18 protein-coding genes are annotated in these 20,363 nt (G+C 73.3%); 10 read left to right on the top strand and 8 right to left on the bottom strand.

The window, feature by feature from the left end; translation table 11 throughout:
* The first annotated feature begins 252 nt into the window (after positions 1 to 252).
* On the top strand, positions 253 to 1,701 hold the full coding sequence (locus ACIHAR_RS38300) for a family 43 glycosylhydrolase (protein ID WP_400023857.1): 1,449 nt from the start codon (positions 253 to 255) through the stop codon (positions 1,699 to 1,701).
* A 198-nt stretch (positions 1,702 to 1,899) separates the two neighbouring features.
* Positions 1,900 to 2,103, top strand: a complete 204-nt coding sequence (locus ACIHAR_RS38305; RefSeq protein WP_400023858.1) for a hypothetical protein — start codon at positions 1,900 to 1,902, stop codon at positions 2,101 to 2,103.
* 79 nt (positions 2,104 to 2,182) lie between these two features.
* Here ACIHAR_RS38305 and ACIHAR_RS38310 read toward each other — a convergent pair whose 3' ends face one another.
* Positions 2,183 to 2,779 (bottom strand): HAD-IIIA family hydrolase, encoded by a 597-nt coding sequence (locus tag ACIHAR_RS38310; protein WP_400023859.1) that lies wholly within the window; start codon positions 2,777 to 2,779, stop codon positions 2,183 to 2,185.
* Positions 2,776 to 3,774, bottom strand: a complete 999-nt coding sequence (locus ACIHAR_RS38315; protein ID WP_365469366.1) for a glycosyltransferase — start codon at positions 3,772 to 3,774, stop codon at positions 2,776 to 2,778. Before ACIHAR_RS38315 ends, ACIHAR_RS38310 begins: the two co-directional genes overlap by 4 nt.
* A gap of 141 nt (positions 3,775 to 3,915) precedes the next feature.
* On the opposite strand from ACIHAR_RS38315, the gene ACIHAR_RS38320 reads away from it, so the two are divergent.
* The 4 genes from ACIHAR_RS38320 to ACIHAR_RS38335 all read left to right on the top strand — a co-directional run bounded on the left by ACIHAR_RS38320 (position 3,916) and on the right by ACIHAR_RS38335 (position 7,197).
* A complete protein-coding gene (locus ACIHAR_RS38320; protein WP_365469363.1) occupies positions 3,916 to 4,704 on the top strand; it encodes a polysaccharide deacetylase family protein in 789 nt (262 codons plus the stop codon).
* A 73-nt stretch (positions 4,705 to 4,777) separates the two neighbouring features.
* Complete coding sequence (locus ACIHAR_RS38325; RefSeq protein ID WP_400023861.1) at positions 4,778 to 5,218, top strand: SRPBCC family protein; 441 nt, start codon at positions 4,778 to 4,780, stop codon at positions 5,216 to 5,218.
* 199 nt (positions 5,219 to 5,417) lie between these two features.
* The gene (locus ACIHAR_RS38330) at positions 5,418 to 5,798 is read left to right on the top strand and encodes a hypothetical protein (protein ID WP_400023862.1); all 381 of its coding nucleotides are present in this window, start codon (positions 5,418 to 5,420) and stop codon (positions 5,796 to 5,798) included.
* A 49-nt stretch (positions 5,799 to 5,847) separates the two neighbouring features.
* Complete coding sequence (locus tag ACIHAR_RS38335; RefSeq protein WP_400023863.1) at positions 5,848 to 7,197, top strand: lanthionine synthetase LanC family protein; 1,350 nt, start codon at positions 5,848 to 5,850, stop codon at positions 7,195 to 7,197.
* Here ACIHAR_RS38335 and ACIHAR_RS38340 read toward each other — a convergent pair.
* The 5 genes from ACIHAR_RS38340 to ACIHAR_RS38360 all read right to left on the bottom strand — a co-directional run bounded on the left by ACIHAR_RS38340 (position 7,149) and on the right by ACIHAR_RS38360 (position 13,846).
* On the bottom strand, positions 7,149 to 8,300 hold the full coding sequence (locus tag ACIHAR_RS38340; RefSeq protein ID WP_365469351.1) for an XdhC/CoxI family protein: 1,152 nt from the start codon (positions 8,298 to 8,300) through the stop codon (positions 7,149 to 7,151). The two genes, ACIHAR_RS38335 and ACIHAR_RS38340, sit on opposite strands and share 49 nt — an antisense overlap.
* A 47-nt stretch (positions 8,301 to 8,347) precedes the next feature.
* Positions 8,348 to 9,805 (bottom strand): NCS2 family permease, encoded by a 1,458-nt coding sequence (locus ACIHAR_RS38345; RefSeq protein ID WP_400023865.1) that lies wholly within the window; start codon positions 9,803 to 9,805, stop codon positions 8,348 to 8,350.
* 170 nt (positions 9,806 to 9,975) lie between these two features.
* Positions 9,976 to 12,360, bottom strand: coding sequence for a xanthine dehydrogenase family protein molybdopterin-binding subunit (locus ACIHAR_RS38350; protein WP_400023866.1), 2,385 nt, complete (start codon positions 12,358 to 12,360; stop codon positions 9,976 to 9,978).
* 5 nt (positions 12,361 to 12,365) lie between these two features.
* Positions 12,366 to 12,956, bottom strand: coding sequence for a (2Fe-2S)-binding protein (locus tag ACIHAR_RS38355; protein ID WP_365465234.1), 591 nt, complete (start codon positions 12,954 to 12,956; stop codon positions 12,366 to 12,368).
* Entirely contained in the window at positions 12,956 to 13,846 is an 891-nt protein-coding gene (locus ACIHAR_RS38360) for an FAD binding domain-containing protein (RefSeq protein ID WP_400023867.1), read from the bottom strand. Before ACIHAR_RS38360 ends, ACIHAR_RS38355 begins: the two co-directional genes overlap by 1 nt.
* Before the next feature lie 368 nt (positions 13,847 to 14,214).
* Between ACIHAR_RS38360 and ACIHAR_RS38365 the strand changes: the two genes are divergently transcribed.
* Together ACIHAR_RS38365 and ACIHAR_RS38370 are read left to right on the top strand one after the other, a co-directional pair.
* Positions 14,215 to 15,888, top strand: coding sequence for a PucR family transcriptional regulator ligand-binding domain-containing protein (locus ACIHAR_RS38365; protein ID WP_365465228.1), 1,674 nt, complete (start codon positions 14,215 to 14,217; stop codon positions 15,886 to 15,888).
* 150 nt (positions 15,889 to 16,038) lie between these two features.
* Complete coding sequence (locus tag ACIHAR_RS38370; protein ID WP_365465225.1) at positions 16,039 to 16,812, top strand: hypothetical protein; 774 nt, start codon at positions 16,039 to 16,041, stop codon at positions 16,810 to 16,812.
* Between the two features lie 198 nt (positions 16,813 to 17,010).
* On the opposite strand, the gene ACIHAR_RS38375 is transcribed toward ACIHAR_RS38370, so the two are convergent.
* Positions 17,011 to 17,832 carry a GntR family transcriptional regulator gene (locus tag ACIHAR_RS38375; RefSeq protein WP_400023870.1) on the bottom strand — a complete coding sequence of 274 codons (822 nt, stop codon included), beginning with the start codon at positions 17,830 to 17,832 and terminating at the stop codon, positions 17,011 to 17,013.
* Positions 17,833 to 17,989: 157 nt separating this feature from the next.
* Here ACIHAR_RS38375 and ACIHAR_RS38380 point away from each other — a divergent pair, with 157 nt between their 5' ends.
* Entirely contained in the window at positions 17,990 to 18,838 is an 849-nt protein-coding gene (locus ACIHAR_RS38380) for a (2Fe-2S)-binding protein (RefSeq protein ID WP_400023871.1), read from the top strand.
* A gap of 301 nt (positions 18,839 to 19,139) precedes the next feature.
* The gene (locus ACIHAR_RS38385; RefSeq protein WP_365465217.1) at positions 19,140 to 20,186 is read left to right on the top strand and encodes a DUF2637 domain-containing protein; all 1,047 of its coding nucleotides are present in this window, start codon (positions 19,140 to 19,142) and stop codon (positions 20,184 to 20,186) included.
* Positions 20,187 to 20,363 lie beyond the last annotated feature (177 nt).

Genomic DNA, 20,363 nt, shown 5'->3' on the forward strand with positions numbered 1-20,363 from the left:
CGCACAAGGAAACCGATCGGTTTCCTCTTCTGGTACAGGAGCGTAAACCGATCGGTTTCCGACGTCAAAGCGGACGCGGGTGAGCGCGCCCAAACCATTGACGGGGACATGGCCACCCCCTATCTTCTGGCCGAAGTTACGAACTGCATTCGAAATTACGAACAGAGGCGGTCTCGTATGCCTCGGATGTCACCTGTCAGCAGTGGCGCCTCGTGCCCACCGCCTGAGACCCGCACTCCTCCTGGAGACCCCTTGAGACGCATCGCCCTACGGCTGCTGACAGCCGTCCTGCCGGCCCTCATCGCCGCCCTGCTGTCCCCCGCCCACCCGGCCCAGGCCGCCGCACCGGACTCCCCCGCCGTGACCTACACCAACCCCGTCGCCGAGAAGCGGGCCGACCCGCACATCGTCAAGCACACCGACGGCTACTACTACTTCACCGCCACGGTCCCCGAGTACGACCGCATCGTGCTGCGCCGGGCGACGACCATCCAGGGTCTGTCGACGGCCCAGGAGGTCACCATCTGGACCAAACACACCAGCGGGATCATGGGCGCCCACATCTGGGCACCGGAGATCCACTTCATCGACGGCAAGTGGTACGTGTACTTCGCGGCCGGCGCCACCAACGACGTCTGGGCCATCCGCATGTACGTCCTGGAGGGCACCGGCAGCAACCCGCTCACCGCGACCTGGACCGAGAAGGGCCAGATCAGGACCACGTGGGAGACCTTCTCCCTCGACGCCACCACCTTCGTCGTGAACGGCGTGCGCTACCTGGCCTGGGCGCAGCGCAACCCGGCCGAGAACAACAACACCAGCCTGTTCCTCGCGAAGATGGCCAACCCCTGGACCATCACCGGTACGCCGGCGGAGCTTTCCCAGCCGACCCTGTCCTGGGAGACGATCGGCTACAAGGTCAACGAGGGTCCGGCGGTCATCCAGCGCGGCGGCAAGGTCTTCATGACCTACTCGGCGAGCGCGACCGACGCCAACTACTGCCTGGGCATGCTGACCGCGTCCGCGAGCGCCGACCTCACCGACCCCGCGTCCTGGTCGAAGAGTTCCCAGCCGGTGTTCAGGTCCAGTGACGCGACCTCGCAGTACGGTCCCGGCCACAACTCCTTCACCGTCTCCGAGGACGGCAGGTCCGACATCCTCGTGTACCACGACCGCAGCTACAAGGACATCACCGGCGACCCGCTGAACGACCCCAACCGCCGCACCCGCGTGCAGAAGGTGTACTGGAAGGCCGACGGCACCCCCGACTTCGGCATCCCGGTCGCCGACGGGGTCACCCCGCAGCGGTTCTCCTCCTACAACGCCGCCGACCGCTTCGTCCGGCACTGGGAGTACCGGGCCCGCGTCGAGGCCGACGTGAGCCCGCTCGCCGACTCGCAGTTCCGCGTCGTGCCCGGTCTGGCCGGCAGCGGCACGGTCTCCCTGGAGTCGGCCAACTTCCCCGGCTACTACCTGCGGCACCGGAATTTCGAGGTGTGGCTGGAGAAGAACGACGGCACGGCGCAGTTCGCCTCCGACGCCACGTTCCACAGGCGGACCGGCCTCGCCGACTCGGCGGGGCTCTCCTACGAGTCGTACAACTTCCCGGGCCGCTACATCCGGCACTACAACCACCTGCTGTACGTGCAGGCGTTGAGCACGGCGACGGACCGGGCGGACGCGACGTACCACGCCCAGTGAGGCGTCGTCCGCCCGGGCGCCGCTCCTGACCCGCGGGATCCGGTGACGTCTCCGGCCGGCGGAGTCCGCCGGCCGGGGACGCGTCGTGGTGGAGCACGCCGCCGCGCCGCCGTCCCGGCCGCCGTGTCACCGGACGGGGCCCCGCCCGGCACCCGGTTTGCCCCTGTTTCGCCCCGGGGACCCGGCAGCGAGGAGGTGATGGCCGTGCCCGAACCCGGAAGCAAGAAGTACGACACCGAGAGGGCCCGGCTGCGCAAGGAGGCCGAACGGTCCGGGATCTCCGACAAGGACGCGAACGAAGCCGCGAACGAGGCCCTGCAGGACGATCCCGAGTTGCGGAGCCGGGGTCCGCGCACCGAGCGGGGCCGGGGGCCGAAGGGAGAGCGCCCGGAGAACGCCTAGCGCGGCGCGGCGGCGCGTGGTGCCGTGCGAGCGGGGTCGCCAGGGTCCGCGGCGGCCCCGCTCGGCGTTCCGGCGCCGGTCAGGCGCTTCGGTAGGCCTCGGTGATCGCCCGTTCGTCCGCCAGCACGTGCTGCGTGGGCGGGCCGGTCAGCAGGCCCCGCGCGGCGGTGAGGAGATCCGGCGCCACGTGTGCGGCCGCGGCCGTCTCCCGCGGGCGGGTGGCCGGCGTGGGGACGAAGATGCCGTGGGCGCCGGCCCGGCGCGCGGCCTCGACGGTGTCCCCGTCGGCGCCGATCACGGCGATCCGCTCGGGCGGCGTGCACACGCGTCCGGCCGCCCACAGCAGCAGCCCGGGCCGCGGCGCGCGGCAGTGGCAGTCGTCCTCGGGGGCGTGCGGGCAGACCGCCCAGACGTGGAAGGGGCCGAGGAGGTCCTCGATCCGTTCGTCGACGCGGCGCAGGTCCGTCTGCGACAGCGTCCCGCGGGCGACGCCCGGCTGACGGGTGACCACTCCGGTGCGCAGACCGTGTGCCCGCAGCAGGGCGAGCGCCTCGCGGGCGCCGGCGACGGGGGCGGCGCGGCCGGGGTCGGCGTTGTCCGGGACGTCCTCGACGAGGATGCCGTCGCGCTCGAGAAGCACGACGCGGATGCGGGGAGCGGGTCGGACGGCGTTCACGGTGCCACCTCCTGCCAGGGCACGGCGTGCCGGTGCCGCCAGGCGCCGCTCAGCCGGTGCCAGGTGGCCGCGGGCGGGATCAGCACGCTGGTGGCGACCAGGGTGGTCACCTCGTCACGGGTGCGGGGGCCGGGCGCGATGCGCGCCCACGCGAACGAGCCGGTGCCCAGCGCCCAGCCGAGCCCGGCGGCCGCGGCGGCCCGGCGGCGGCCGGCCGCGGCGAGCCCGCCGGCGGCGAGGCCCGCCGCGGTGGTCGCGACGTGGGCGCGGATCCGGCCGCGCGGCGCGAACGCCCGGTGCTGCCAGGCCGGGCCGTGCAGCCGCCGCATGAGGGCGTCGTCGGCGGCGCCGCGCTCGGCGCGCAGGGACGCCCAGCGGTCGGCGGCCAGGACCGGATGGCGGCTGGTGCGCCGCCCCTGCCGGATGCGCCACCCGGCGTCGAGCAGGCGCAGGGCGAGGTCGGTGTCCTCGCGGAAGGAGTGGCGGAAGCGTTCGTCGAAGCCGCCGGCCTGTTTGAGCGCCTCGGCGCGGTAGGCCATGTCGGCGGTGATCCAGCGGGCCCGCGCCAGCCCGGCGACGGCGCGCTCCCGGTCCGTGGGGCGGCGTCCGCCCGGCAGGGGGACGGTCAGCACGCCTTGGACGCCCGCGGTGTCGGGGGTGGCCTCCGCCAGGTCCTCGGCGAGCTGCTCGCCCCAGTGCGGTCCGACCTGGACGCCGTCGTCGAGGAAGGCGATCCACGGTGAACCGGCCGCGCGCAGACCGGCGTTGCGGGCGGCGGCGGGTCCGCGGCCGCCGCTGTGCAGGACGGTGGTGCGCTCGCGCAGGTCGCCGAGGACGTGCAGCGGGTGCTCCAGCGGGCCGGGTTCCGGGTCGGGCCGGTCGTCGACCAGGACGATCGCGGCCGGCTTCGGCCCCTTGGCGGCGGCGAGCGCGGCGAGGCAGTCGGAGAGCGAGTCCCGCACGAGGGTCGGGATCACGACGGTGTAGGCGGTCATGCGTGTGCCTTCCTCCGCCGGGCGGCGGGTGGACGGCTTCCGACCTCTCGGGTGCCAGCTGACGGCTGCCTCAAACACAGGCGCATCAGGGCAGCTCAAAGGCTATACACTCCGTTTCTACACGCTGTGTATAGTCCCGGCATGCCTTCTCTGACCACGAAGATGAAGAAAACGGGGACCGCGTTGCGCCGGGCGGCCGTCGGGGCGGCCGCCGTGTGTCTCCCGCTGACCCTCACCGGGTGCACCGGGCTCGACACGACCGCGCCCAGCGCCGTCCGCGCGGACCCCGCGCCCACCGCGCAGGCGGCCCGCTTCGGCACCGTCGACTGCCGCGTGGCCAAGTGCATCGCGCTCACCTTCGACGCGGGGCCCAGCGAGAACTCGGCCCGGCTGCTGGACATCCTGAAGGAGAAACAGGTCCCGGCGACGTTCTTCCTGCTCGGCCCGCGGCACATCGAGAAGTACCCGGAGCTCGTCCGGCGCATGGCCGACGAGGGCCACGAGGTGGCCAGCCACACCTGGACCCACAGGATCCTCACCCAGCTCGAACCCGAGGAGATACGCGAGGAACTCGAGCGCCCCAACGAGGAGATAGAGCGCCTCACCGGCCGCCGCCCCACCCTGATGCGCCCGCCGCAGGGCCGTACGAACGACACCGTGCACGAGATCTGCCGCGAGCTGGGACTCGCGGAAGTGCTGTGGACGGTGACCGCCAAGGACTACACGACGGAGGACTCCGCGCTGATCCAGCGCCGTGTCCTCGCCCAGGCCGACCGGGACGGCATCATCCTGCTGCACGACATCTACGCCGGGACCGTGCCCGCGGTACCGGGGATCATCGACGCGCTGAAGGAGCGGGGGTACGTCTTCGTGACGGTGCCGCAGCTCCTGGCGCCCGGACAGGCCGAGCCGGGCACGGTCTACCGCTGAGCGTGACTGGGCCGACCGTGTGAGCCGAGGGGGATCCCACCGCCGGGCCGCCCGGAGTCCCTACGATCACCACGTGGTCACCTTCCAGTTGGAACGCACGGTCCCGCTCCCCCTCGACGAGGCCTGGCGCCGGCTCACCGCATGGCGCCGGCACGGAGACGTGGTGCCCCTGACCCGCGTCACCGTGGTCACTCCGGGGCCGACCCGCGAGGGCACGGTGTTCGTGGCCCGTTCCGGTGTCGGCCCGCTCGCCTTCGACGACCGGATGGAGGTGACCGTCTGGTGCCCTCCGGCCGAGGACGAGCCGGGCCTCGTCCGGCTGGAGAAACGCGGCCGGATCGTCCTGGGCTGGGCCGAGATCGAGGTGCGCCCCGGTCCGGGCGGGCGGGCCCGGGTGCTGTGGCGCGAGGAGCTGCGGCTGCGACCGCTGCCGTCCCTGTTCGATCCGGTCCTGCGGACCGCGGCCCAGGTGGTGTTCGGGCGGGCGGCCAACCGGCTGCTGCGCCGCCCGTGACGCCCACCGGGCCGCCCTAACGGCGGCTTTGGGAGGAACACTTCGCCGCGGGCCTCGGCTTCCGGCGCGCCGACGAGCACGAGCTGCGCCTGCTCGCCGACGCCGTGCGACCGGGCCCGGACACCCGCGTCCTGGACGTCGGCTGGGCCTCGGCGCGTACGCCGCCGCCCTCGCCGGGCCGGGCTGCCGCAGGCTCGCCGTGGACCGGGCCGACGCGGCGGTCGCCGCCGCCCGTGACCGGTACACGGACGTCGCGTCACGCCTCCGGGTCCGCCGGCTGGACTTCGCGGACCCCACCGAGGCCGCGACCCCGCCGGAGCGCTCCTTCGACCTGGTGACGATGCGGCTGGTGCCGGCCTTCCTGCCCGACAAGGCGGCCGTGGCGGAGCTGGTGCGCCGGCTCCATGCTCCGGGCGGGGTGTGGCCGGTGACGACCCCGCTCACCGGGCGGCTGCCCGAGGAGCGCCGCTCCATCGGCCTCACCCCCGAGGACGTCCCGACGGTGACCGGCCGCTGGAACCGGGGCCACTGGTACGACCTGGAGCCGGGCGGACTGCGCTGTTTCGTGCTCCGCGACTGATCCCGGCCCCCCTCTGGGCAGGTGCCGAACGGCGTGCCAGGGTGGACGCATGACGGCGGTGGACAGGGACGGGGCGGCGCCGGAGGTGGACGGGGCCGAGGCGCCGGCGACGGACGAGATCGAGGCGCTGGCGGTGGACGGGCTGCGCTGGCTGCTGGGGGTCGCCCGGGAGACGGGCGGCGGCGGTCTCGGCTGGCCCGCGCTGCCCTCGGACCCCCGGCCCGAACCGATGCTGTACAGCGGCACCGCCGGGATCGTGCCGGTGCTGCTGGAGGCGCGCCGGCACTTCGGGGACGACGTCTACGGGGACGCCGCCCTGCGCGCGGCCCGGAGTCTGGCGGTCGCGGCCGAGGAGTGCCGGGACGACTCGCTGTACTTCGGCCGCACCGGGATGGCGCTCGTGCTGCGGGCCGTCCACCGGGAACTGGGCGACAGCGCGGCGGCCGCCGCCGCGGACCGGGCGATGGCACGGGTGCGGTCACGCTTCGACGGGACGGGCTGGGGGGAACTGTTCGAGCTGATGGGCGGCAACGCGGGCATCGGCCTGGGCGCGCTCGCGGCCGGCGACCCGGAGCTGGCCGTGCTCGCGGTGGAGCCCTACGCGCGGACGGCGGAGGCCACCGCGGCGGGCGTCCAGTGGGCGCACCGCAGGGGCGTCGGGGCGCGCCTGCACCACGTCTCGCACGGCACCCTCGGCATCGTGTACGGGCTGGCCGCGGTCGGCGGGGCGACCGGCCGCGCGGACCTGGTGGAACTGGCGCTGGCCGGGGCCGCGGACGTCGTGGCCCGCGACGAGGCGGGGCCGGACGGCTTCCTGGTCCCCCACTCCGATCCGCAGTACCTGCCCGACCTGATCGAGCGGCACAGCTACGGCTGGTGTCACGGCCCGGCCGGTGACGCCCAGGTCTTCCGGCTGCTGCGGGACGTGCTGGCCGATCCCGGCTGGCAGGCGCTCGCCGACCGCTGCTGGCACACCGTGACGCACTCCGGTCTGCCGCGCCGGCTGCGCCCCGGCTTCTGGGACAACAACGCCCGGTGCTGCGGCACGGCGGGCGTCCTGGCGCTGGCCTGCGACCGGATGGCGGAGCGGGGCGACGCCCCGGACTTCGCCCACGTCCTCGTCGCGGACCTGGTCGCCCGCGCCACCCGGGACGCCGGCGGGGCGCGCTGGTCGAACGTCGAGCACCGGGCCACCCCCAGCCTGCTCGAACCGCGCACCGGCTGGGGCGCGGGCACCGCGGGCATCGTGCGCGAGCTGCTGCGCTTCGTCCGGCTGAGCGACTCGGGCGACCCGTACTACGCGTTCGTCTGGCCGGACCAGCCGGTGGTCCGGCGGATCACGGTTCCGCCTCAGGCGACCGAGTCGATCCGCCCGGCCGGCACCGACGTCGCGTCGTGATGGATCGGGGTGTGCGCCCCGGTCAGTGCGGCCCCGCTGCCGCCCCGCCGGTTCGCGACGATCTCCGCGGCGATCGACAGCGCGGTCTCCTCGGGCGTGCGGGCGCCCAGGTCGAGGCCGATGGGTGAGCGCAGCCGCGCCAGCTCCAGCTCGGTGACGCCGACGGCGCGCAGCCGCTCGTTGCGGTCGAGGTGGGTGCGCCGGGAGCCCATGGCGCCGACGTAGGCGACCGGGAGGCGCAGGGCGAGTCGGAGCAGGGGGACGTCGAACTTGGCGTCGTGGGTGAGGACGCACAGGACGGTCCTGCCGTCCACGTCCGTGCGCTCCAGGTAGCGGTGCGGCCACTCGACGACGATCTCGTCGGCCTCTGGGAAGCGGGTCCTGGTCGCGAACACGGGCCGGGCGTCGCAGACGGTGACGCGGTACCCGAGGTACTTGCCGATCCGTACCAGCGCCGACGCGAAGTCGATCGCGCCGAACACGATCATCCTGGGCGGCGGCACGCAGGCCTCGACGAGCACGGTGAGCGGGGCTCCGCAGCGGGAGCCCTGCTCGCCGATCTCCAGGGTGCCGGTGCGGCCGGCGTCCAGGAAGGCGCGGGCCTCGGCGGCGACCGTGCGGTCCAGTTCGGGGTGGGCGCCGAAGCCGCCGTCGTGGGCGCCGTCGGGGCGGACGAGGAGGGCGCGGCCGACGAGGTCCGCCGGGCCCGAGACGATCCGGGCCGTCGCCGCCGCCTCCCCGCGAGCGGCGGCGGCCAGTGCCGCGGCCACCACCGGGCGGACCGGGTCCCCGGTCCGGACCGGCGCGACGAGGATGTCGATGACGCCGCCGCAGGTGAGGCCGACGGCGAAGGCGTCGTCGTCGCTGTACCCGAAGCGCTCGAGGACCGGCTCCCCGTCCTGCAGCGCCTGTCGGCACAGCTCGTACACCGCGCCCTCCACACAGCCGCCGGAGACCGAGCCGATCGCCGTGCCGTCGGCGTCCACCGCGAGGGCGGCGCCCGGCCGGCGGGGTGCGCTGCCGCCGACGGCCACCACGGTGGCGACGGCGAAGTCACGGCCCTGCTCGACCCACCGGTTCAGCTCCTCGGCGATGTCCAGCATGTCTCGGTCTCCTTGTCTGCGGTCGTGTGGAGGGTGCCCCGGCAGAGCTAGTGGACGCCCAGCCAGCTCTCGATCGGGTTGAGGGCGAAGTACACCAGGAAGATCACGGTCAGCCCCCACATGAAGGCGCCGATCTCCCGTGCCTTGCCCTGGGCGGCCTTGATGGCCACGTAGGAGATGACGCCGGCGGCGACGCCCGCGGTGATGGAGTACGTGAACGGCATGATCACCACGGTCAGGAACACCGGGATCGCGGTGGCCCGGTCGGCCCAGTCGACGTGCCGGGCGTTCATCATCATCATCGCGCCGATGACCACCAGCGCCGCGGCGGCCACCTCGCCCGGCACGATCGCCGTCAGCGGGGTGAAGAACAGGCAGGCGGCGAAGAAGAGTCCCGTGACCACCGAGGAGAGGCCGGTGCGGGCCCCCTCGCCCACGCCCGTCGCCGACTCGACGAACACCGTCTGGCCGGACGCGCCCGAGACGCCGCCGATCGCCCCGCCGGCGCCGTCGACGAACAGCGCCTTGGACAGGCCCGGCATGCGGCCCTGGTCGTCGGCGAGCCTGGCTTCGGTGCCGACGCCGATGATGGTGGCCATCGCGTCGAAGAACCCGGCGAGGACGAGCGTGAACACGATCATGCCGACGGTCATGGCGCCGACCTCGCCCCAGCCGCCGAACTCCACGTCCCCGAAGAGCGAGAAGTCGGGCATCGAGACGGCGCCGCCGTGCAGTTCGGGGGCGCCGCTCGCCCACTGCTCGGGGTCGATGACGTCCAGCGCGTTGAGGACCACGGCGAGGAGGGTGCCGCCGACGATGCCGAGCAGGATCGCGCCGGGGATCCCGCGCGCCTGGAGCATGAAGATGGCGAGGAGGGTGACGGCGAAGAGCAGCACCGGCCAGCCGGCCAGCTCGCCGGCCGGGCCCAGCGAGACGGGCGTCGCCTCGCCCTGGTGCACGAAGCCGGCCTTGTAGAAGCCGATCAGGGCGACGAACAGTCCGATGCCCATGGTGATCGCGTGCTTGAGCGCGAGCGGGATCGCGTTCATGATCATCTCGCGCAGGCCGGTGACGACCAGCAGCATGATGACCACGCCGTACATCACACACATGCCCATCGCCTGCGGCCAGGTCATCTGCGGGGCGACCTGGGAGGCGAGCACGCCGGAGACGGACAGGCCCGCGGCGAGCGCGAGCGGCACCTTGCCGACGAAGCCCATCAGCAGGGTGGTGAGCGCCGCGGCGAACGCGGTCGCGGTGATCAGGGCCTTCTGGCCGAGCGTGTCCCCCGCCGCGTCCGCGCCGGACAGGATGAGGGGGTTGAGCAGCAGGATGTACGCCATCGCCATGAAGGTGGTGACGCCGCCGCGCACTTCACGCGCGACCGTGGATCCCCGCCGGGATATGTGGAAGTACCGGTCGAGCCAGGACCTGCCGGCCGGGACGCGGGTGCCTTCGCCCGCGTCTTCGGCTGTGGTCCTCGGCTCCAGTGACTGCTGGGTCATGTGGGGCCTACTCCCAAGGTTCAAAGGGGCACCCGTGGCGACGCTGGGGCGCCGCGGGATTTGGGAAGGTGCTGCGGCCGCACGACCCGGGGGACGGCCCGAGACGAACGATCTGGGTACTCCGGGCGGCGCGGAGTGTGTGACGTTCCGTGCACCGCCCGGAGGGTCTGTCAGGCGGTGCCGGTCAGGTGCTCCGGACGTACCGGCGTCCTGTTGAGCTCCAGGCCCGTCGCGTCGCGGATCGCCGCGAGGACCGCCGGAGTCGAGGACAGGGTGGGGGCCTCGCCGATGCCGCGCAGCCCGTACGGGGCGTGGTCGTCGGCGAGTTCGAGGACGTCGACCGGGATGGTCGGCGTGTCGAGGATGGTGGGGATCAGGTAGTCCGTGAAGGACGGGTTGCGCACCTTCGCGGTCTTCGGGTCGACGACGATCTCCTCCATGACCGCGATGCCGAGACCCTGGGTCGTGCCGCCCTGGATCTGGCCGATCACGGACAGCGGGTTGAGGGCCTTGCCGACGTCCTGGGCGCAGGCCAGTTCGACGACCTTCACCATGCCCAGCTCGGTGTCGACCTCGACGACGGCCCGGTGGGCGGCGAAGGAGTACTGGACGTGGCCGTTGCCCTGTCCGGTGCGCAGGTCGAAGGGCTCGGTCGGCCGGTGCCGCCACTCCTCCTCGACCTCCACGGCCTCGTCGCCGAGGACGTCCACCAGGTCGGCCAGGACCTCGCCGCCGTCGGTGACGACCTTGCCGCCCTCCAGGAGCAGTTCGGCGGTGGCCCAGGCCGGGTGGTAGGAGCCGAACCTGCGGCGCCCGATCTCCAGGACCTTCTCCCGCACCAGCTCGCAGGCGTTCTTCACGGCGCCGCCGGTGACGTACGTCTGCCGCGAGGCCGACGTCGAACCGGCGCTGCCCACCCGGGTGTCCGCCGGGTGGATGGTCACCTGGGTGACGCCCAGCTCGGTGCGGGCGATCTGCGCGTGGACGGTGACACCGCCCTGGCCGACCTCCGCCATCGCCGTGTGCACGGTGGCCACCGGCTCGCCGGCGACGACCTCCATGCGCACCCTGGCGGTGGAGTAGTCGTCGAAGCCCTCGGAGAAGCCGACGTTCTTGATGCCCACGGCGTAGCCGACGCCCCGGACGACGCCCTCGCCGTGCGTGGTGTTGGACAGACCGCCGGGGAGCTGCCGCACGTCGGGGCCCTCGCTGCTCTCCCACTGGCGCTCCGGCGGCATGGGCATCGCCTTGACGCGGCGCAGGAGTTCGGCGACGGGGGCCGGGGAGTCGACCGGCTGGCCGGTGGGCATCAGCGTGCCCTGTTCCATGGCGTTCAGCTGCCGGAACTCCACCGGGTCCATGCCCAGTTCCTTCGCCACCTTGTCCATCTGCGCCTCGTAGGCGAAGCACGCCTGGACCGCGCCGAAGCCGCGCATGGCGCCGCAGGGCGGGTTGTTGGTGTAGAGGGCGATGGCCTCGATCTCGACGTCGTCGACGACGTACGGGCCGACGCCGAGCGAGGAGGCGTTGCCGACGACCGCCGGGGAGGCGGAGGCGTAGGCCCCGCCGTCCAGGACGATGCGGCACTTGACGTGCGTGAGCTTGCCGTCCCTGGTGGCCCCGTGCTCGTACGTCAGCTTCGCGGGGTGGCGGTGGACGTGGCCGAAGAAGGACTCGAAGCGGTTGTAGACGATCTTGACGGGTTTGCCGGTGCGCAGCGCCAGCAGGCAGGCGTGGATCTGCATCGACAGGTCCTCGCGCCCGCCGAAGGCGCCGCCGACGCCGGCGAGTGTCATGCGCACCTTCTCCTCGGGCAGGCCGAGGACCGGGGCGATCTGCCGCAGGTCGCTGTGGAGCCACTGGGTGGCGATGTAGAGGTGGACGCCGCCGTCCTCGTCCGGCACGGCGAGGCCGGACTCGGGGCCCAGGAAGGCCTGGTCCTGCATGCCGAAGGTGTACTCCCCCCTGACGACGACGTCGGCCCTCCTGGAGGCCCGCGCCACGTCGCCGCGGACGATCGGCTGGCGGTGGACGATGTTCGGGTGGGGGACGTGGCCGATGTGGTGGTCGGTGCGGTTCTCGTGGACGAGGATCGCGTCCGGGGCGGTCGCGGAGGCCTCGTCGGTGATGACCGGCAACGCGCGGTACTCCACCTTGATTTTGGCGGCGGCGCGGCGGGCGGTCTCCGGGTGGTCGGCGGCGACGATCGCGACGGGCTCGCCGTGGTGGCGGACCTTGCCGTGGGCGAGGACGGGGGTGTCCTGGATCTCCAGGCCGTAGTTCCTGACCTCGGTCGGCAGGTCGTCGTACGTCATGACGGCGTACACGCCGGGCGTGGCGAGGGCCTCGCTCGTGTCGATGGAGACGATCTCGGCGTGGGCGACCGTGGAGCGCAGGATCTGGCCCCAGAGCATGTCCTCGTGCCACATGTCGGACGAGTAGGCGAACTCGCCGGTGACCTTGAGGGTGCCGTCCGGGCGGAGCGTGGACTCGCCGATGCCGCCCTTGGTGCGGGAGCCCTGGGTGATCTTCGTGGGGGCGCCGTTCGTGGGCATGGGGGTCAGACCGCCTCTCCCTGCCGGGCGGCCGCCAGGCGGACCGCGTCCATGATTTTCTCGTAGCCGGTGCAGCGGCACAGGTTGCCCGAGAGCGCCTCGCGGATGTCCTCGTCGGACGGGTCGGGGTTGCGTTCCAGCATCTCGTCCGCCGCGACGAGCAGGCCGGGGGTGCAGAAGCCGCACTGGACGGCGCCGGCGTCGATGAAGGCCTGCTGGATCGGGGAGAGGTCGGTGCCTTCGCCGGTCTGGGAGTCGGTGCCCTTGGCGGCCCACTGCCTGGCCTCGTCGAGCGAGGTTCCCGAACCGCCGCAGGCGCCGGTGGCGCAACCGCCCTCGGAGCGCTGCCTGGCGTACTCCGCCAGGCCCTCGACGGTGACGACCTCGCGGCCCTCGACCTGGCCGGCGGCGACCAGACAGGAACAGACCGGCACGCCGTCGAGGCGGACCGTGCACGAGCCGCACTCGCCCTGCTCGCAGGCGTTCTTGGAGCCGGGGAGCCCCAGACGCTCGCGCAGGACGTACAGCAGGCTCTCGCCCTCCCACACGTCGTCGGCTTCCTGCGGACGTCCGTTGACAGTGAAGTTGACGCGCATTACGCGGCTCCCTCCGAGGCGCGGCGGGTGCCGCGGTACGACTCCCAGGTCCAGGTCAGGGTGCGGCGGGCCATGACGCCGACCGCGTGGCGGCGGTAGCTCGCGGTGCCCCGCACGTCGTCGATCGGGTTGCAGGCGGCGGCGCACAGGTCCGCGAACCGCTTGGCGACCGACGGGGTGATGATCTTCCCGTTGTCCCAGAAGCCGCCCTCCTCGAGCGCCGCGTTCAGGAACTCCTCGGCCGTCCTGGCCCGGATCGGGGTCGGGGCGGCCGAGCCGATGCCGGTGCGGACGGTGCGGGTCTCGGGATGCAGGGCAAGGCCGAACGCGCAGACGGCGATGACCATGGCGTTGCGGGTGCCGACCTTGGAGTACTGCTGGGGGCCGTCGGCCTTCTTGATGTGGACGGCGCGGATGAGCTCGTCGGGCGCCAGCGCGTTGCGCTTCACGCCGGTGTAGAAGTCGTCGATCGGGATCAGCCTCGATCCCCGTACGGACTCGACCTCGACCTCGGCGCCCGCCGCGAGGAGGGCGGGGTGGGCGTCGCCGGCCGGGGAGGCGGTACCGAGGTTGCCGCCGACACCGCCGCGGTTGCGGATCTGCGGGGAGGCCACGGTGTGGGAGGCGAGGGCCAGTCCCGGGAGCTCGGCCCGCAGGTTCTCCATGATCTTCGTGTAGGGGACGGAGGCGCCGAGCCGCACGCCGCCCTCACCGGCCTCCCACTCGTAGAGGTCGCCGACGCGGTTGAGGTCGAGGAGGTACTCGGGCCGCCGGTGGTCGAAGTTGATCTCGACCATCACGTCGGTACCACCCGCAATCGGCACAGCGGTGGGATGCGCGGCCTTCGCGGCGAGCGCCTCCTCCCAGCTGGCGGGGCGAAGGAAGTCCATGACCGGCTCTCTTCTTCGTCTCGTGGTCGTTCGGATCGAGCCAGAATCGGGTGCGGCGGGCCCGGCTCGTTCAAGTGCTGTTCACGTGGAGTGGGGCCAGTACACAGCGCGGTACTCCGACCGGGTCAGTCACCGAAACCATGAAGGAGTTGGCTGGTCGACACGGGCATCTTGTAGATTCGTATGAACGGAGGCCATCAGTAACCTCCAGGTTTTCCTGCGGAAACGCGGGGAACAGCCCGACGGCCGAAGAATGGCGGCTCACGAGGGCGCTCGTGAGGGCCGGAGCCCGTCGGAGGGGTCCGCTCACCCCTCGGCACCCCGGCGCTTCATCGTAGATTTCGAGACAAGGAACGGCGGCGACGAGAATGCGGCTGCGCGCACTGCTGGACACCGACGCGCTGGGCCTGCGGCTGCTCGGCGGCGAGGACGAGCTGGACCGCACCGTGCGCGGTGTGATGACCACCGACCTGCGCGACCCGAGCCGCTACCTCTCCGGGGGCGAACTGGTGCTGACGGGCCTGGCCTGGCGCCGTGACGCCGCGGACTCGGAGCCGTTCGTACGGATCCTGGTGCAGGCCGGCGTGGCCGCCCTCGCCGCCGGCGAGGCCGAGCTGGGCGATGTGCCGGAGGACCTCGTCGTGGCCTGCGCCCGGCACCGGCTGCCGCTGTTCGCGGTGCACGAGTCGGTGGCGTTCGCGACGATCACCGAGCACGTCGTACGGCAGGTGTCCGGCGAGCGGGCCGGGGACCTCGCGGCCGTCGTCGACCGGCACCGGCGGATGATGACCTCGGGCCCGGCGGGCGGCGGACCCGACGTGGTCCTGGACCTGCTCGGCTCCGACCTGGACCTGCGCGCCTGGGTCCTCTCCCCCACCGGGCGGCTCATCGCGGGCCCGAAGGTGGCGGGCGCCGGGCCGGCGTCCGAGGTGTGCGCGAAGCTCGCCGCGGAGCACCTGGCGGCCACCCGCACCGGCCGGCGCGGCCCGCACCGGGTGATCGTGGGCCAGACGACGTACTCCCTCTTCCCGGTCCGCTCCAGCGGCCGCTCCCCGCAGGCCGCGCGGGACGTGCGCGAGACGGTGCTGTCGGACTGGCTGCTGGCCGTCGAGGCGGACGCCGGTGACTGGGCGGAGGAGCGGCTCGACCTGCTGCAGGGCGTCACCCAGCTCATCGCCGTCGAGCGGGACCGCCGGGACGCGGCGCGCACGGTGCGCAGGCGGCTCGCGCAGGAGGTGATGGAGCTGGTGCAGACGGGCGCCGCGCCGGCCGAGATCGCGGCGCGGCTGCGGGTGGCGGCGCCGGTGCTGCTGCCCGGCCTGGGGGCCGCCCCGCACTGGCAGGTGGTCGTGGCGCGCGTCGAGTGGGACGGCGGGGAGGTCGACGGCGGGCCGGTCGCCCAGGCGCTCCTGGAGGAGATCCTCGTCGACCCGCACACCTTCGGCCCCGAGCCCTCCGACCGCATCGCGGTCGCCCACTCCGGCGACGAGGCCATCGCCCTCGTCCCGCTGCCGGCGGTCTCCACCGAGCACGACGGTTCCGAGTCCGGCGTCCTCGCCGACGCCCTTCTCGCCTCCGTACGGGAGCCGCTGTCGGCGGGCCTGGACGGCGACGGCCGCGTCACGCTGGGCGTCAGCGCGGCGGTGCACTCGGCGGAGGGACTGCGGGGCGCGCTGGAGGAGGCCCGGCACGCCCGCCGGGTCGCGGCGGCGCGGCCCGGCCGGGTGTGCGCGGCGGGCCACCAGGAGCTGGCCTCGCACGTCCTGCTGCTGCCGTTCGTCCCGGACGACGTCCGCCGGGCGTTCACCGCCCGTCTGCTGGACCCGCTGCGCGACTACGACCGCCGGCACCGCGCCGAGCTGATCCCGACGCTGGAGGCGTTCCTGGACTGCGACGGCTCGTGGACCCGCTGCGCGTCCCGGCTGCACCTGCACGTCAACACGCTGCGCTACCGGGTGGGCCGTATCGAGCAGTTGACGAGTCGTGACCTGTCGCGGCTGGAGGACAAGCTCGACTTCTTCCTGGCGCTGCGGATGAGCTGACGCGACGGCGGTCGCGGGCCGAAACCGCGACGGCCCGGGACACCCACGACTTTGTGAAATCCTTCACCCGCCCCCTTGGCCCGGTACCGTGATCCGTGCTGAGATGCCGCCACCAACTCAAAGCTCGACGGCGCGCTCGGGGAGGGCAACGTGGCGCATTCCGCCATGTCTGGTAACGGAACGACCGCAGGTGACGATCCCCTCCAGACCGCGGTATGGCGGCTGCGCTCGCGGGCCTGCTGGGCCGACGCGGCGGCCCTGCTCCCGCCGGACACCCCCGCGGGCTCGATGCAGCGGGCCGCGCTGCTGGTGGAGCGGTGCCTGTACACCGAGCAGGGCTGGCAGGACGCGGAGGACGCGCTGCGGACGGCGGAGGCGCTGGCGCACACCGACGAGGAGCGCGGCGCTGCGGCTTGTGAACGCGGTCACCTGGCGTACGCGGCGACGGTGCACGGGGTACGCGACCGGGTCGACGAGGCGCGGGCCGCGCTGGGGCGGGCGGCCGCGCTGATCCATCCGGAGGCGCCGGGCCGGGCCCTGCTGGACTTCCGCCGCGGTCTGCTCGCGGAGAACCTCACCCGCTCCCCGCAGGCCGCGCGCGCCGCCTACCGACGCGCCCACACGGCCGCCGCGGCCCACTCCGACGCCCTGCTGCTCTCCTTCACCTGGCGCCATCTCGCGGGCCTCGCCCTGCGCGACGGCGAGACGGCCGAGGCCCGCCACGGCTTCGCCGAATCCCTGCGGATCCGGGAGGAGTTGGGCTACCTGGTCGGAACCGCTCCGGCCCTGGCGTCACTGGCGGACGCCGAGACCGAGCCGGAGGCCTCACGCCTGCGCGAGGAGGCCCGGCGCCTGTTCCGCCTCCTCGGCGGTGTACCGACCTGGCTCTCCCGGCAACTGACCCCACCGGCGGCCACGGCGTAGGGACACGGACGGAGGGGTGGAGGCCCCACCCTGCGTGGTGCGAGGCCGGTCCCGGCGTGGTGCGGGGTCGGAGCCGGGCGTGGTGGGAGGTCGGCGCCGGGCGTGGTGGGAGGTCGGAGCCGGGCGTGGTGGGAGGTCGGCGCCGAAGCCGGCGAGGGTCGGCTCACGGGCTGGTTGTGGGGGGTCCCGCCGGTGTGCTCAGCTCGCGCCCGCGAAGTGCTCCCGCACCAGCGCCTGGACCACGTCCAGGTCTCCCGCGCCCAACGCCTCCAGCAGGGCCATGTGTTCCGCCGCGTCGGCGACGAGGTCCGCCCGTCCCCGGGTCGCCGGGCCGCCCACCAGCGGCCACTGCGAGCGGCGGTGCAGATCCTCGGCGATGCCGACGAGTTGTTCGTTGCCGCACAGGGCGAGCATCGCGCGGTGGAAGACGCGGTCGGACTCGGCGTACGTGGCGCGGCAGCCGGAGGTCGCGGCACGGACGGTGTCCTCGGCGAGGGGGCGCAGGTCCGCCCACCGTTCGGCGGGGACCGTGCGGGCGAGCCGCAGCATCACGGGGACCTCGATCAGCGCCCGCACCTCGGCCAGCTCGGCCAGCTCGCGGGCGCCGCGCACGACCACCCGGAAACCCCGGTTGGGCACGACCTCGACGGCGCCCTCCAGCGCGAGCTGCTGCATCGCCTCGCGGACCGGGGTCGCGGACACCCCGAAGCGTTCGCCGAGGGCCGGCGCCGAGTACACCTCGCCCGGGGTGAGCTCGCCGGTGACGAGCGCGGTGCGCAGGGCGTCGAGGATCTGCCCGCGCACGGAGGCCCGCTGCACGACGGGGCGCGGCCGGGGGATCGGCACCTCGCTGTGCGTGTGCTCGCCCCGTACGGCGCCGGAGTCCCGCACGTCCCCGCCCCCGGAGCCGGCCGTACCCCGCTCGCGCTCGGCCGCCCGCGACTGCGCCGGCACGCGGGCCTCGTCCGCGCGTACCCGGGGGATGCCCGTCCCGGCAAAGCCCTGTGCGCTCTGCTTCACGGGTCCTCCTCCGGACGTGTCGGTACTTGGGGTCATTACGGCTGGTTGTTACTCGTCCGTCAAGCACCTTAGGCGTACTGGCCGCCAGTTCAAATCGCGGAGATACTGAGTAAGGTAAGCCTTACCTCGCAGTCGCTCATGGATCGGTGGTCCCGGTATGCCCGTACGCCCCTCGGCCGTGGCGGACGCCTACGCCCGCCTCATGAACGCCTACCCGGGCCTCAGCGTGACGGAACTGACCGACGGGGAGCCCGCGCCCCGGGGCGGCGGCTGGGTCGCGGCGGCCGAGCTCGCGGACGGCGGAGCGGGCCTGGAGGCCTTTCTCGCCTGGGACGACGCGCAGGTGGTGCGGGACTACGGACAGAAGGCCCGCCCGGACGTCGTGGCGAGCTTCGGACTGCACCGGTACGCCTGGCCCGCCTGCCTGCTGATCACCGTCCCGTGGTTCCTGGACCGCCGAGTGCCCCGCTTCCCCGTGACGCACGTCTCCTACGACCGGACCGGTGGGGGCATGCGGATGGCCGTCCGCGCGCCGGCCTCGTTCGCCTGCCTGCCGGGCGACCCGGCGGCGGCGCTGCCCGGCGCCCGTGTGGTCGCGGACGAGGAGGCCCTGCGGGCCGAGGTGCGCGCGGCGGTCGCCGAGCACCACCAGCCGGTCCTCGCGGGCTTCGGGCCGCGGATGCGGCGGCGCGGACGGGCCCTGTGGGGCATGGTCACGGACGAGGTGGTGGAGGGGCTGTGGTACGTCGCCCATCTGCTGGGGGAGGGCGAGCAGGAGCGGGCGCGGCACGAGCTGGAACTGCTGCTGCCGGGCGCGACCCGGCCGTACGTCGGTTCGGCGGCCTTCCGCGAGCTGACCGGACCGGACGGCGAGTCGCTGCCCACCCGGGACCGGGCGAGCTGCTGCATGTTCTACACCGTGCGCCCCGAGGACACCTGCGCCACCTGCCCGCGCACCTGCGACGCCGACCGCGTCACCAAACTGACGGGGGCCGCGTCGAGTTGACCACCCCTCAGGCCGGAACGCTCCCCCGCGTCCCGTAAGATCACCCGAACGAGACTCCCGCTCGGCCGCAGGCGATTCACAACTTCCTCACGGGCCACAGGAACTTTCCGTGGAACCACCCGTGTGGGTAGTCTTATTCGAACTCAACTCCCGCCCCTCAAGCGGCAGTTCGAGCAGATCGTCGCCCTGGGCATCCCCTTGCACCTCCTTGGCGGCCTCTTGCCCCGAAACCCCCTGAGGGCCGACGGGAGTGGGCCACTATGGCGGGCGTTACGCCCTATCCCAATGCAAGGGACCCCAGATGAGACTGACCGACATATCGCTGAACTGGCTGCTTCCGGGCGCCGTCCTGCTCCTGGGCATGCTGGCGGCGGTGGCGGTGCTCGCGCGCGGCAAGCGCTCCTCCGGGGAGAACGCGAGCGCGGACGACTCGTGGGAGCGCAGCGAGGAGCGCCGCAGGCGCAAGGAGGCCCTCTACGGCACGGCCTCCTATGTGCTGTTGTTCTGCTGCGCGGCGGTCGCCGCCGCGCTCTCCTTCCACGGCCTGGTCGGCTTCGGCCGGCAGAACCTGAACCTGTCCGGCGGCTGGGAGTACCTGGTGCCGTTCGGCTTGGACGGTGCCGCGATGTTCTGCTCGGTCCTCGCGGTGCGCGAGGCCAGCCACGGTGACGCGGCGCTCGGTTCCCGGATACTCGTGTGGACGTTCGCGGGCGCCGCGGCCTGGTTCAACTGGGTCCACGCGCCCCGGGGCCTGGGCCACGACGGCGCCCCGCACTTCTTCGCCGGCATGTCGCTGTCGGCCGCCGTCCTCTTCGACCGGGCGCTGAAGCAGACCCGCCGGGCCGCGCTGCGCGAGCAGGGCCTGGTGCCGCGGCCGCTGCCGCAGATCCGCGTCGTGCGCTGGCTGCGCGCCCCCCGCGAGACCTACAAGGCGTGGTCGCTGATGCTCCTGGAGGGCGTGCGCAGCCTGGACGAGGCCGTCGAGGAGGTCCGCGAGGACAAGCGCCAGAAGGAGCAGGCCCGTCAGCGCCGCCGCGAGCAGGAGCGCGTGGAGCGGGCGCAGCTGAAGGCGATCAGCCGGGGGCACCGGGGCTTCCCGGGCCGCGGCGGCCGTGAGCTGGAGACGCAGGCCACGCTGGAGCGGGCCGGCGATCGGGTCTCCGCGGAGCCTGCCATAGCGAACGCGCCGGAGCAGCTGCCCGTGCGCACGCGGCCCTCCCTCCAGCCCGTGCGCCAGAGCTCTGACCCGATCACCGTCGACCTCACGGCGGAGGACGACACCATGGCCCTGCCGCGTCTGGACTCCCTGGAGCGCAAGCTCAAGGACCTGGAGCAGCAGTTCGGCTGACCGGTGGTCACGGACGGGGGACCGACGGGAAGGGGCGCGACCTCAGCGGTCGCGCCCCTTCCCGTTCGTCCGGTCGGCACGACTAGATGAATGAGTCCGATGTCTTCAGTGGTCGTAGGCGATCAGCGATCGTTTGATCTTGGCGCCGGTGGTCCAGTTGTGCCAGATAGCGGCCGC

The sequence above is a fragment of the Streptomyces sp. NPDC052016 genome (assembly GCF_044548445.1).
Classification (GTDB): domain Bacteria; phylum Actinomycetota; class Actinomycetes; order Streptomycetales; family Streptomycetaceae; genus Streptomyces.